We start from the raw sequence: 13,313 nt of genomic DNA, 5'->3' as shown, positions 1-13,313 counted from the left end.
CTGGGCGCCTTCAATGACAGTTGTCGGGCGACTTCGGCGATGAATGCCGCGGCGCGCAGCAGCCATCCATTCATCTTGGTCTGCACTCGCTCTCTTCCTCATCGATCAGTCCCACCACGATTCGCGTGCAACGAATGTCTCCCACGGGCGTCCCTTGGATAGCATGCCATGCGTCCCGCAAGCCGGTCCCCACGGACTCCTCATCTGATACGCCCGAGTATCCACGAACGACCGACGCGATCACACAGGCGATCGGTCAAGATCCGGTCTGGATCGTCGCCGCGCTGCTCGCCCAGCATGCGTTATCACGGCGGAGGCCGAGATCGTCGGGGGTGCTGGCTTTGGATCCGGAGGCCGGCTCCAACCGCGAAACAGCGAAGACAGCGAAGCCGGATACCCAAAATCCGGATGCGGCGACGACGGCGAAAATGATGGCTGCGGCGGCCGGTTAACTGGTGGTAAGGCCATGGCAGCAAAGCCCAGCAGCTCCTGCAACTCGCCCTCGAAGCAGCCGGCCCCGCCTACCGACTGGCCAGGCTCAGCGAGCTCGTGGTCTGCTCCAGATCAGTGGCCATGTCATGCCGTTCCCCCGCGTTCCTCCATGAACAGGTATCAGAGCGGAAATTCCGGACCGGCCGCAACCCTGGCTCGATCCAAAGAATAATCAGCAAGTCATGTTGTAGGCGGCCCTAGCCACCATGAAGTGGTGAACGCGAAAACCCAACGGAAGGACGAACGAGGATGAACACCCAGAAGGGACCCAACAGGGCGGTACGCGGTCCGCCGTAGTCAGCCGCTCCCCCACACAACCAAATAGGTCTACCCGGGACCCCACACACCCGGAACATCAGATCAGAGGCGAGAGTGTGCACAATGTGCACACGAAAAAACATCAAAAAGCCCCTGAACAGGGAAAACACGTGCCCGAGGTGGGACTCGAACCCACACACCTTTCGATACCGCATTTTGAGTGCGGCGCGTCTGCCATTCCGCCACTCGGGCGCGGAGTACACCGGTGTCACAATCGCCCCCGCAACAGTGCTGCGGGCAACGCGATCGCTTCCAGTGCGCGGAATTACTCTACCTCCAGATAGGCTGAATTCCAGAATCGCGCCAGTGACGCCGCATCGAACCCAACAATCGGTCCCAGTACACCAGCGGTAACAACCTAAGATGGTCTAGTTCCCGCCGTACCTTTCCAAGGAGTTCCCGTGTCAGAACAGACGGAGTCAAACCCCACGACCAAGCCGGCGCGCCGCGTGGTCGTCGCCGAGGACGAGACCCTCATCCGGCTCGACATCATCGAGATCCTGCGCGGTGAAGGCTACGACGTCGTCGGCGAGGCTGACAATGGCGAGAAGGCCGTGCAGCTCGCCGAAGAACTCAAGCCGGACCTCGTCCTGATGGACGTCAAGATGCCCATCATGGATGGCATCACGGCCGCCGAGAAGATCGTCAAGGCCCGGATCGCCCCCGTGGTCCTGCTGACGGCGTTCAGCCAGAAGGAACTCGTCGAACGCGCCCGCGACGCCGGCGCCATGGCCTACGTGGTCAAGCCCTTCACCCCGGCGGACCTGATTCCCGCCCTGGAGATCGCGCTCTCCCGCCACGAGGAAATCAAGGCCCTCGAAAGCGAAGTGACGGACCTGCAGGAGCAGTTCGCCACCCGCAAGCTCGTGGAACGGGCCAAGAGCCTGCTGACCACGAAAATGGGTCTGACCGAGCCGGAAGCCTTCCGCTGGATCCAGAAGACCTCGATGGACCGCCGCCTGAGCATGCGTGAAGTCGCCGAGACCATCATCAACCAGGTCAACTGACCGGCCCGGCAACAGAAAGTTCCCGGCCCCTAAGACCCGGGCACCCAGCAACTAAAAAGGGAGGGTCCCCGCCGCGCTAACCGCGTGGCGGGGACCCTCCCTTTTCCTCTGAATCTACGGAACTAGGCTTTCCCGTTCCGCTTCTTCTTTTCCGGCCAGGGGCCGAGCTTGTCCTTGGTGACCTCGGCTTCGCCGAGGCCGGCGTCGGCCAGGTCGCCGACCTTGTGGACCTTGAGCATGTTGGTCGAGCCGGCCTTTCCGGGAGGCGAACCGGCGGCAATGACCACCATGTCGCCGTCCTCGACGAGGTCCATGCTCAGCAGGCTGCGGTCAACCTGTGCCGTCATGGCGTCCGTGTGGTTCACCATGGGGACCAGTACCGGCTGGATGCCCCAGGTCAGCGCCAGCTGGTTCCAGACGTGCTCCACCGGGGTGAAGGCGAAGACCGGCCGGGTCGGACGCAACCGCGACAGGCGCCGCGCGGAGTCACCCGACTGGGTGAACGCGCAGATGTACTTGGCATCCAGCTGGTCGGCGATTTCGACGGCGGCACGGGTGATGGCGCCACCGCGGGTCTTGGGCTTGGTGCCCAGCGGGGGGACGCGCTCCAGTCCGTGGACCTCGGTGGATTCGATGATCCGGGCCATCGTCTTCACCGTCTCGATCGGGAACTTGCCCACGCTGGTCTCGCCGGAGAGCATCACCGCGTCGGCGCCGTCGAGCACGGCGTTGGCGCAGTCGGAGGCCTCGGCGCGGGTGGGGCGCGGGTTGTCGATCATGGATTCCAGCACCTGGGTTGCCACGATGACCGGCTTGGCCCAGCGACGCGCCAGTTCGATGGCGCGCTTCTGCACGATCGGCACTTCCTCGAGCGGAAGTTCCACGCCGAGGTCGCCACGGGCCACCATGATGGCGTCGAACGCGTCAATGATCTCGTGCAGCTGCTCGACAGCCTGCGGCTTCTCGATCTTGGCGATCACCGGCACGCGGCGGCCTTCCTCGTCCATGATCTCGTGCACGCGCTTGATGTCCGAAGCGTCGCGGACGAAGGAGAGTGCCACCATGTCCACGCCGCGGCGCATGGCCCAGCGCAGATCGTCCTCGTCCTTTTCGCTCAAGGCCGGGACGTTGACGGCAACGCCGGGCAGGTTGATGCCCTTGTTGTTCGAGACATACCCGCCGACGATCACCTGGGCGACGACCTTGACGTCGTCGACGTCGATCGCGCGGAGGGCGACCTTGCCGTCGTCGATCAGCAGGGCATCGCCGGGGTTGACGTCCTCGGTGAGGGTCTTGAGCGTCGTGGAACAGATGTCCTTGGTGCCCGGGACGTCCTCGGTGGTGATCGTGAACGTGTCACCGACGGCGAGCAGGTGCGGTCCGTCCACGAACCGGCCGAGGCGGATCTTCGGGCCCTGCAGGTCGGCCATGATGGCGACGGCCTTGCCGAGCTGCCCGGCTGCCTTGCGGACGTTTTCATAGGTCGTGTCGTGCACGGCGTAATCGCCATGGCTCATGTTCATGCGGGCCACGTCGACGCCGGCCTCCAGCACCGCGAGAGTGTTCTCAAAGCTTGCGATTGCCGGTCCGAACGTGGCCACGATTTTAGCGCGTCTCATATACCTACCCTAGTGGTCTGTTGCATGGATGAAGCTGAAGCGGATGTGAACCCCTGATGACCTGAAGACCCGGATCTGACGGCCTACAGAACAGCCATCGCCCGGTCGGTCGGGGCCACGGGGGCCGGAAGGATGGTGCTGCCCATCAGGAACTTGTCCACCGCGGCGGCGCAGGCTCGCCCCTCGGCAATGGCCCAGACGATCAGCGACTGGCCGCGGCCGGCGTCCCCGGCGACGAAGATGCCCTCCGTGTTGGTCATGTAGTACCCGTCGCGGGCCACGTTGCCGCGGCCGTCGAACTCGGCACTGACCTGTTCGGTGATTCCTGCCGGTTCCGGGCCTGTGAAGCCCAGCGACAGGAAGACGAGGTCCGCCGGGATGATCCGCTCGGTGCCGGCCTTCGGGAGGCGCCTGCCGTCGACGAATTCGGTTTCGGCCACCTTCACGCCGGTCAGTTTGCCGTTCTCCCCGACGAACTCCACGGTGGAGGCGAGGTAGGTGCGTTCGCCGCCTTCCTCGTGGGCGCTGGCCACTTCGAAGAGGGTGGGGAACGTCGGCCACGGCTGGTGGCTGGCACGTTCGGCCGGCGGCTGCTTGCCGATGGCCAGGGTGGTGACGGATGCGGCCTGGTGCCGGTGCGCGGTGCCGAGGCAGTCCGCGCCGGTGTCGCCGCCGCCGAGGATGACAACGTGCTTACCGGCGGCGTTGATCTGGTTTTCGACCGTCTCCCCCGCCACGATCCGGTTGGCCGGGACAAGGTAATCCATCGCGAAGTGCACACCCTCGAGCTCGCGGCCCGGGATCGGCAGGTCACGCGGGACGGTGGCACCGGTGGCGACCACGACGGCGTCGTAACGGCGGCGCAGCTGCTCCCAGGTCACGTCGGTGCCGACGGCGACGCCGGTCCGGAAGCGGGTGCCTTCGGCCTTCATCTGCTCGAGCCGGCGGTCGACGTGCTCCTTTTCCATCTTGAAATCGGGGATCCCGTAGCGCAGCAGGCCGCCGATCTTGTCGTCGCGTTCATACACGGCGACGGTGTGCCCCACCCGGGTCAGCTGCTGCGCGACGGCGAGCCCGGCGGGTCCGGATCCGACGACGGCGACGGTCTTGCCGCTGAGCCGGGCCGGCGGCAGCGGGTTGACCCAGCCGTTTTCGAAGGCCTGGTCCACGATGGAGACCTCAACCTGCTTGATGGTCACGGCGGGCTGGTTGATGCCGAGCACGCAGGACGCCTCGCAGGGCGCGGGGCAGAGCCGCCCGGTGAATTCGGGGAAGTTGTTGGTGGCGTGCAGCCGCTCCATCGCTTCCTCGCCCTTGTCCCGCCAGATGAGGTCGTTCCACTCCGGAATGAGGTTGCCCAGCGGGCAGCCCTGGTGGCAGAACGGCACACCGCAGTCCATGCAGCGGCCGGCCTGGGCCTTCAGGACACCCTTTTCCTGGGCTTCGTAGACTTCCTTCCAGTCCATGATGCGGACCGGAACGGGACGGCGGGGCTGGGTTTCGCGCTGACGTACTTTAAGAAATCCGCGTGGATCAGCCACCGGTAACCTCCAGGATTCGAGCCCAAACTTCTTCGCCGTCGGGGTCAAGACCCTCTTCGATGGCGTCAAGGCGGGTTTGCAGGACGGCCGCGTAATCGCGCGGCAGCACCTTGGTTATGCGGGCTGCGGTGTCGTCGAAGTTCTCCAGCAGCCGTGCCGCCAGCAGCGACTCGGTCTCCTCGGCGTGCTTCAGGAGCAGTCCATGGACAATGTCGCGGTCCTCGGCGTCCAGTTCCCGCAGCTGCAGCTCACCGGATTCGAGGGCCTGCTTGTTGACGCGTTCGGTCTTCAGGTCCAGCACATAGGCCGTGCCGCCGGACATGCCGGCACCGAAGTTGCGGCCGGTGCGCCCGATGATCAGCGTCTGACCGCCGGTCATGTACTCGCAGCCGTGGTCGCCGATCCCCTCGACCACCGCGGTGGCACCGGAGTTGCGGACCAGGAAGCGTTCGCCGACCTGGCCGCGCAGGAACATCTCACCGCTGGTGGCGCCGTAGCCGATCACGTTTCCGGCGATCACGTTGCTTTCCGCCTTGAACACGTTGGTGCGGTCCGGCCGGACGATGATCCGCCCGCCGGAAAGCCCCTTGCCGACGTAGTCGTTCGAGTCACCAAACAGCCGCAGGGTGATGCCGGCCGGCAGGAACGCACCGAGTGACTGGCCGGCGGTGCCGGTCAGCGTGATGTCGATGGTGTCGGTGGCCAGCACGTCCGTGCTGAAGGTCTTGGTGACCACGTGGCCCAGCATGGTTCCGACCGAGCGGTCCGTGTTGATCACGTTGACGGCGATCTTGACCGGGGTGCGGTCAGTCAGGGATTCGGCGGCCATCGCGATCAGGCGCTGGTCGAAGTGCTTGTCCAGCTCATGGTTCTGGCCGGTGAGGTTGCGCAGCGGTGCGTCGTCGTCGAACTCCAGACCGTGCAGGATCGGGTCCAGGTCCAGCCCTTCGGCCTTCCAGTGGTTGATCGCCTCACGGGTGTCGAGCATTTCGGCGTGGCCGATCGCTTCCTCGATGCTCCGGAAGCCAAGTTCGGCCAGGATCTCCCGGACCTCCTCGGCGAGGAACTCGAAGAAGTTGACCACGAATTCCGGCTTGCCGCTGAAACGGGAGCGCAGCTCGGGGTTCTGCGTCGCGACGCCCACCGGGCAGGTGTCCAGGTGGCAGACGCGCATCATGATGCAGCCGGAAACCACCAGCGGCGCGGTGGCGAATCCGAACTCCTCGCCGCCGAGCAGCGCGGCGATCACGACGTCGCGGCCGGTCTTGAGCTGGCCGTCCACCTGCACCACCACGCGGTCGCGCAGGCCGTTGAGCATGAGCGTCTGCTGGGTTTCGGCGAGACCGAGTTCCCAGGGCACGCCGGCGTGCTTGAGCGAGTTGAGCGGCGAGGCGCCGGTGCCGCCGTCGTGCCCGGAAACGAGGACGACGTCGGCCTTGGCCTTCGTGACGCCGGCGGCCACCGTGCCGATCCCGACCTCGGAGACGAGCTTGACGTGCACCCGGGCCGAGGGGTTGGCCCGCTTCGCGTCGTAGATCAGCTGGGCGAGGTCCTCGATCGAGTAGATGTCGTGGTGCGGGGGCGGGGAGATGAGTCCGACGCCGGGGGTCGAGTGCCGGGTCCGGGCCACCCAGGGGTAGACCTTTTGGGCCATCAGCTGGCCGCCTTCGCCGGGCTTGGCACCCTGCGCCATCTTGATCTGGATGTCCTCGGCGTTGGTCAGGTAGAGGCTGGTCACGCCGAAGCGGCCGGAGGCGATCTGCTTGACCGCTGAGCGGCGGGTCGGGTCGAGCAGCCGGTCGACGTCCTCGCCGCCCTCACCGGTGTTTGACTTGCCGCCCAGCCGGTTCATGGCGATCGCGAGGGTCTCGTGGGCTTCCTGGGAGATGGAGCCGTAGCTCATCGCACCGGTGGAGAACCGCTTGACGATGCTGGAGACGGACTCCACTTCCTCGAGCGGGACCGCGGGCCGGAGCCCGTCCTTGAACTTCAGCAGCCCGCGCAGGGTCATCAGGTTCTCGGACTGGTCGTCGACACCCCGGGTGTAGGCCTTGAAGATGTCGTAGCGGCGCTCACGCGTGGCGTGCTGCAGCCGGAACACGGTCTCCGGGTTGAACAGGTGGGGCTCACCGTCGCGGCGCCACTGGTACTCGCCGCCGCCCAGGAGCGCCTGGTGGGGCTGTTCGATGCCGTTTTCCGGGTACGCCATCCGGTGGCGTGCCGCGACCTCCGCCGCGATGACGTCGAGGCCGACGCCGCCGAGCTGGGAGTGCGTGCCGGAGAAGTACTCGTCGACCAGGTCCTGGCCGAGGCCGAGGGCTTCGAAGGTCTGGGCTCCGGTGTAGGAGGCCACGGTGGAGATGCCCATCTTGGACATGATCTTCAGGACGCCCTTGCCGAGGCCCTTGATCAGGTTGTAGACACCGTCCTGCGCGGTGACGCCGACGACGTCGCCGGTGGAGATCAGCTGCTCCACCGATTCCATCGCCAGGTACGGGTTCACGGCGGAGGCGCCGTAGCCGATCAGCACGGCCACGTGGTGCGTCTCGCGGACGTCGCCGGCCTCGACCACGAGCGCTGTTTTGGTGCGGTTGGCGCTGCGCAGCAGGTGGTGGTGCACGGCGCTGACCAGCAGCAGGGACGGGATCGGCGCCCATTGGGCGTTCGAGTCACGGTCCGAGAGCACAACGTACTGCACACCGCGGTTGATGGCACCGGAGACCTGCTCGCAGATTTCGGTCAGCCGGGCGCGGAGCGCGTTTTCGCCGCCTTCGGGGCGGTAGAGGCCGCGGACCTTCATGGCGACCCGGTCGCCGTCGGCGTTCTCGATGTTGGCGATCTTGGCGAGCTGGTCGTTGTTGATCACCGGGAACGGCAGCGCAACCTGCGGCTGGCGGACCTGCTTGGTGTCCAGCAGATTGCCGTTGGGCCCGATTGCGCAGGTCAGCGACGTAACGAGCTCTTCGCGGATGGCGTCCAGCGGCGGGTTGGTGACCTGGGCGAAGGACTGCACGAAGTAGTCGAACAGCAGCCGGGGACGCTTGGACAGCACCGCCACCGGGGTGTCCGATCCCATGGCCCCGAGCGGCTCGGCGCCGGTCCGGGACATCGGGCCGAGCAGGATCTTCAGTTCCTCGGTGGTGTAGCCGAAGGTGCGCTGGCGGATGTTGACCGACGCCGCGGTGTGCACCACGTGCTCGCGCTCGGGCAGGTCCTTCAGGTAGATCAGGTTTTCCGTGACCCAGGCGGCCCACGGGTTGGCGGCGGCCACCTCGGCCTTGACCTCGGAATCGCTGATGATCCGGCCGGCGTCGGTGTCCACGAGGAACATCTTGCCGGGTGAGACGCGGCCCTTTTTGACCACCTTGGACGGTTCGACGTCGATCACGCCCACTTCGGAGGCGAAGATGACCAGGCCGTCCTCGGTGATCCAGTACCGGCCGGGGCGCAGCCCGTTCCGGTCCAGGGTGGCGCCGACGAGGTTGCCGTCGGTGAAGGAAACGGCGGCGGGGCCGTCCCACGGTTCCATCAGCATGGAGTGGTATTCGTAGAAGGCGCGGCGGGCCGGATCCATGGTGGCGTGGTTTTCCCAGGCCTCGGGGATCATCATCATGATCGAGTGGGTGATCGGCCGGCCGGAGAGCCAGAGCAGTTCCGCGACCTCGTCGAAGGAGGCCGAGTCGGAGGCGCCCGGCGTGCAGATCGGGTACAGCTCCTCGGGGGAATCCCCGAGCAGCGGGTTGGCCAGCTGTGACTGGCGGGCGCGCATCCAGTTGCGGTTTCCCTTGACCGTGTTGATTTCGCCGTTGTGGGCGATGGTCCGGAACGGCTGGGCCAGCGGCCAGGACGGGAAGGTGTTGGTGGAGAACCGTGAGTGCACGATCGCCAGCTTGGTCTTGAACCGCTTGTCCGAGAGGTCCGGGTAGAACGGCTCCAGCTGGGCGGTCGTCAGCATGCCCTTGTAGACGATGGTCCGGGAGGACAGCGACGGGAAGTAGACGCCGAACTTGTTCTGCGCCCGCTTCCGGATGCGCCAGGCCCGGGAGTCGAGTTCGTTGCGCTCCAGCACTTCCCCGGTGCTGGAGGCAAAGAACGGCTGGGAGAAGTAGGGCATGCATGCCCGGGCCATCGCGCCGACCAGGTCGGCCACGATCGGCACTTCGCGCCAGCCGAGGACCGTCAGGCCCTCGTCGGCTGCGAGGCCCTCGATGCCGGCCTTGGCGGCGTCGGACTCGCGCTGCTCGGCCGGCAGGAACGCCGTTCCCACCACAAACTGGCCGGGATCGGGAAGTTCAAACTCGGCGACGGCGCGGAAGAATTCGTCCGGAACCTGCATCAGCAGGCCGGCGCCGTCTCCGGTGCCCTCGTCGGCGCCCACGGCGCCGCGGTGTTCGAGGTTCCGCAGGGCTGTCAGGGCGGCGTCAACGATGTCGTAACCTGGCTCCCCCCGCAGCGTGGCGATGATGGCGAGGCCGCAGGCGTCTTTCTCCTGCTCCGGGTTGTAGAGCCCGGCCGCTTCGGGAAGCGCTGCGAAACGCTTAAAAGGTGACATGGCGGGCTGCTGAGGCTCGGACCAACTGGGGCTGTGCAGGGTTTGGGTCATGGGAGACGTCCTTCCTCCTGATCGTGCGTATGGGAGGGACAACATTGGCCCGCATCGGTGCGCCGGTGTGATGGGCACAACAAAGTTTTTTCTTATTCGAATTGTAGGTCAGCGCCGCTCGCTGTACTAACAGTTACGCGGCTGCCGGCCAGGAATTGCGCGAGCACCAACTGTCTGCTGTGCGCGGCTTTCCCTGCTGCCACGACACTGTGGACACGGGCTCTGCGAGGGTGACTCCGCGGCCCTATCTACCGGGGCTGAGCTACTTGGTGCCCTCAGCTTCCGGCGCGGTTCCAGATCCCTGGTGGCCGGTTACACCGGTCTCCGGCTCTCCGGTGACGGTCTTGGTGCCGCCGGTGGATTCCCTGGACGTCTCCGCTGGGGCGGAAACGCGGCCTGGGCCGCTTTGGATATCAGGGATATTATCACGCGACTCACTATCTGAGACAGAAGAATCCGAATGGCGGACACGGTCAGCGCCCGCGGCCGGTCCTGTTTCGGCCTGCTCAGTTCCCGCGTCCGGCTTTGTTTCCGCGTGACGTGTTTCGGCCGGCCCGGTGACCGCAGGCCCTGATTCCGCAGGCTCGCGGCCGGGCAGGTAGACCGTGTCGGGCTCCGCGCGTTTGCGCAGGCCGAGGATGATGAACGCCGCCAGCGCGCCCAGCAGCACGAAGATGCTGGTCCAGACGTTGAGCCGCGTCGTGATTCCGAAGAGGCTGATCTGCTCCGCGTCGTCGATCCGCATCGCTTCGATCCAGACCCTGCCCAGGGTGTAATAGACCGCGTAGAGGCAGAACAGCCGGCCGCGGCGGAAATTGAACTTGCGGTCCAGCAGCAGCAGTATTCCGACGCCGGCGAGGTTCCACAGGGATTCGTAGAGGAACGTCGGGTGGAAAAGCGTCTCCGCGGCCATCCCGGGCGGGAAGTTGGGGTTGTCGGCGTCGATCTGCAGACCCCACGGCAGGGTGGTGGGGCCGCCGAAGAGCTCCTGGTTGAAATAGTTGCCCCAGCGGCCGATGGCCTGGGCCAGCAGCAGGCCGGGTGCGGCAGCGTCGAGGAATGCGCTGAGCTTGACCCCCGCCTTGCGGCAGCCGATCCACGCTCCCACGGCGCCGAGCAGCACGGCACCCCAGATCCCCAGTCCGCCGCGCTGGAGCTGCGGGATCAGGGACAGGTCGCCGGTGCCGTCGAAGCCGGGGCCGAAATACGCGTCCGGCGAGGAGACGACGTGGTAGAGCCGGCCGCCGATGATGCCGAAGGGGATGGCCCAGATGGCGATGTCCCAGACGCTGCCCTCCGGGGCGCCGCGCCGTCTCCAGCGGACCGAGGTGAGCCACAGACCAACGATGATGCCGAGCAGGATGCACAGGGCGTAGGCATGGATGCGCAGCGACCCCCACGGCAGCGGGATGTCGAAACCGGACCAGTCCGGGCTCGGAATGCTGGCAGGCAGCATCGCTGCCGCGTGGAGGACTGACTGCATCGCTTTAGGCTTCTTCCCTGGTAAGGCCGGTGCTCAGGTCTTTCGTCAAGGACGCTACCGCATCCACGCCGCCGTCGCCGAGGGCCACGACCAGCGCGGTACCAACAATCACGCCGTCCGCGTAGGCGGCGATCTCGCGGACCTGGCCGGCGTTGGAAACGCCCAGTCCGACACAGACGCGTTCGGCGCCGGCAGCATGTGCGGCCGCGACAACGTCCTTGGCCGCGGAGCTGACCGAGGTGCGGGCGCCGGTGACGCCCATGATCGACACGGCGTAGACAAAGCCGCGGCTCGCCTCAACGGTGCGCTTCATGCGTTCCGGCGAGGATGACGGCGCGACGAGGAACACCCGGTCCAGGCCGTACTTGTCCGACGCTGCCATCCATTCGGACGCTTCGTCCGGGATCAGGTCCGGGGTGATGAGCCCGGCTCCCCCGGCTTCGGCCAGCTGGCGGGAGAATTCGTCCACGCCCATCCGGACCACCGGGTTCCAGTAGGTCATCACCAGCACGGCAGCGTCGGTCCTGCTCGTGATCCCGCGGACGACGTCGAAGACCTGCTTGACGTGGAAGCCCTTGGCGAGCGCCTCGGTGGTGGCCGCCTGGATGACCGGTCCGTCCATGACGGGGTCGGAGTAGGGGATGCCGATTTCGATCAGGTCGGCACCGTTTTCGGCGAGGGCGATGCCCGCGGCAATGGTCTCCTCGACGCCGGGGTAGCCGGCGGGCAGGTATCCGATCAGGGCCGCGCGGCCCTGGGCTTTGGCGCGGTCAATGGCAGCTGCCGATTTGCTGGCAGTTTGGGCGGTGCCCGGGTCCTGAACGGTGCTCACAGCTGCTCCCCCTCTTTGGCGATGATGTGTTCGGGTGAATCCTTGTCCAGCAGGTCGAACCATTCCGCGGCCGTGGCCACGTCCTTGTCGCCGCGGCCGGAGAGGTTCACGATCACGATCTTGTCTGACGCCTTGCCGGCGGTGCCTTCAGCGCCGCCTTCGGCAACCTCGGCGGCCAGGCGCTGGCCGACCTTGATGGCACCGGCCAGGGCGTGCGCGGACTCGATGGCCGGGATGATGCCCTCGGTGCGGCAGAGCAGCCGGAAGGCCTCCATGGCTTCGCTGTCCGTGATCGGCTCGTAGCTGACGCGTCCGATGTCCGCGAGGTAGGAGTGTTCCGGGCCGACGCCCGGGTAGTCCAGGCCGGCCGAGATGGAGTGCGACTCGATGGTCTGGCCGTCGTCGTCCTGCATCAGGTAGGAACGGGCGCCGTGCAGCACGCCGGGCTTGCCGAGCGTGATGGTCGCTGCGTGGCGTCCGGTTTCGACGCCCTCGCCGCCGGCTTCGAAGCCGTAGATCTTGACCGAGGGGTCGTCCAGGAAGCCGTGGAAGATGCCGATGGCGTTGGACCCGCCGCCGATGCAGGCGCAGACGGCGTCGGGCAGGCGGCCGGCCTGGTCCAGGATCTGGGCACGGGCTTCCTCGCCGATGACCTCGTGGAAGTAGCGGACCATCGCCGGGAACGGGTGCGCCCCGGCCGCGGTGCCCAGCAGGTAGTGGGTGTTGTCAACGTTGGCCACCCAGTCCCGGAGCGCCTCGTTGATGGCGTCCTTGAGCGTCTGGGAGCCGTTGGTGACCGGTATGACGGTGGCTCCGAGGAGCTCCATCCGCGCGACGTTGAGGGACTGCCGGCGGCAGTCCTCGGCGCCCATGTACACGACGCATTCCAGGCCCATCAGGGCGGCGGCGGTGGCGCTGGCAACGCCGTGCTGCCCGGCGCCAGTCTCGGCGATGAGACGGGTTTTGCCCATCCGCTTGGCGAGGAGCGCCTGGCCCAGCACGTTGTTGATCTTGTGCGAGCCGGTGTGGTTGAGGTCCTCGCGCTTGAGGAAGATCCGGACTCCCCCGGCGTGCTCGGCGAAGCGCTTGGCCTCGGTCAGCAGCGAGGGCCGGCCCGAGTAGTTCTTGTTCAGCTCCGCGATCTGCGCGGTGAACTCCGGGTCGGCCTTGGCCTTCTCGAAAGTGTCCTCGAGCTCATCCAGGGCCGCGATCAGCGACTCGGGCATCCACCGGCCGCCGTACGAGCCGAAGTAGGGTCCTGGGGCGTGCCGCAGGGATTCCCCACCCTGCAGGAACGCGTCCACGGCGCTCTCGTCGGAGCCTGCTGCTGGCGCATCGACCATCAGTCTCACCATCCTGTTCCACTGCTCATTAGATCTGGGGGCCGCACGGAGGCACTGCCGGCGTCCGGCCGGGCG

At 66.5% G+C, this 13,313-nt stretch carries 8 protein-coding genes and 1 tRNA gene; 2 read left to right on the top strand and 7 right to left on the bottom strand.

All coding sequences use genetic code 11. The features are described from left to right. The first annotated feature begins 20 nt into the window (after window positions 1–20). Complete coding sequence (locus tag AC50YM_RS08720; RefSeq protein WP_494956562.1) at window positions 21–452, top strand: hypothetical protein; 432 nt, start codon at window positions 21–23, stop codon at window positions 450–452. 469 nt (window positions 453–921) lie between these two features. Here AC50YM_RS08720 and AC50YM_RS08715 read toward each other — a convergent pair. After that, window positions 922–1,002 (bottom strand) — tRNA-Leu (locus tag AC50YM_RS08715). A 209-nt stretch (window positions 1,003–1,211) separates the two neighbouring features. Between AC50YM_RS08715 and AC50YM_RS08710 the strand changes: the two genes are divergently transcribed. Further along, entirely contained in the window at window positions 1,212–1,817 is a 606-nt protein-coding gene (locus AC50YM_RS08710; RefSeq protein ID WP_494894039.1) for an ANTAR domain-containing response regulator, read from the top strand. A gap of 122 nt (window positions 1,818–1,939) precedes the next feature. On the opposite strand, the gene pyk is transcribed toward AC50YM_RS08710, so the two are convergent. The 6 genes from pyk to trpB all read right to left on the bottom strand — a co-directional run bounded on the left by pyk (window position 1,940) and on the right by trpB (window position 13,238). Then, complete coding sequence (gene pyk, locus AC50YM_RS08705) at window positions 1,940–3,436, bottom strand: pyruvate kinase (protein WP_494956561.1); 1,497 nt, start codon at window positions 3,434–3,436, stop codon at window positions 1,940–1,942. Window positions 3,437–3,519: 83 nt separating this feature from the next. Beyond that, window positions 3,520–4,977 carry a glutamate synthase subunit beta gene (locus AC50YM_RS08700; protein ID WP_494956560.1) on the bottom strand — a complete coding sequence of 486 codons (1,458 nt, stop codon included), beginning with the start codon at window positions 4,975–4,977 and terminating at the stop codon, window positions 3,520–3,522. Further along, window positions 4,970–9,580, bottom strand: coding sequence for a glutamate synthase large subunit (gltB, locus tag AC50YM_RS08695; RefSeq protein WP_494956559.1), 4,611 nt, complete (start codon window positions 9,578–9,580; stop codon window positions 4,970–4,972). The genes AC50YM_RS08700 and gltB overlap by 8 nt, the downstream gene beginning before the upstream one ends. Window positions 9,581–9,842: 262 nt before the next feature. Further along, window positions 9,843–11,063, bottom strand: coding sequence for a prolipoprotein diacylglyceryl transferase (gene lgt / locus AC50YM_RS08690; protein WP_494956558.1), 1,221 nt, complete (start codon window positions 11,061–11,063; stop codon window positions 9,843–9,845). Window positions 11,064–11,067: 4 nt separating this feature from the next. Continuing rightward, the gene (gene trpA, locus AC50YM_RS08685) at window positions 11,068–11,895 is read right to left on the bottom strand and encodes a tryptophan synthase subunit alpha (RefSeq protein WP_494956557.1); all 828 of its coding nucleotides are present in this window, start codon (window positions 11,893–11,895) and stop codon (window positions 11,068–11,070) included. Beyond that, window positions 11,892–13,238, bottom strand: a complete 1,347-nt coding sequence (gene trpB / locus AC50YM_RS08680; protein ID WP_494956556.1) for a tryptophan synthase subunit beta — start codon at window positions 13,236–13,238, stop codon at window positions 11,892–11,894. Before trpB ends, trpA begins: the two co-directional genes overlap by 4 nt. Window positions 13,239–13,313: the final 75 nt, after the last annotated feature.

Source organism: Pseudarthrobacter sp. RHLT1-30-1, assembly GCF_059383415.1.
This window is presented reverse-complemented; position numbering and strand designations above follow the sequence as displayed.

Bases quoted from the DNA above. Each gene is read 5' to 3' on its own strand.
- pyk (WP_494956561.1), bottom strand. From the start codon at position 3,436: ATGAGACGCGCTAAAATCGTGGCCACGTTCGGACCGGCAATCGCAAGC.
- gltB (WP_494956559.1), bottom strand. From the start codon at position 9,580: ATGACCCAAACCCTGCACAGCCCCAGTTGGTCCGAGCCTCAGCAGCCC.
- lgt (WP_494956558.1), bottom strand. From the start codon at position 11,063: ATGCAGTCAGTCCTCCACGCGGCAGCGATGCTGCCTGCCAGCATTCCG.
- trpB (WP_494956556.1), bottom strand. From the start codon at position 13,238: ATGGTCGATGCGCCAGCAGCAGGCTCCGACGAGAGCGCCGTGGACGCG.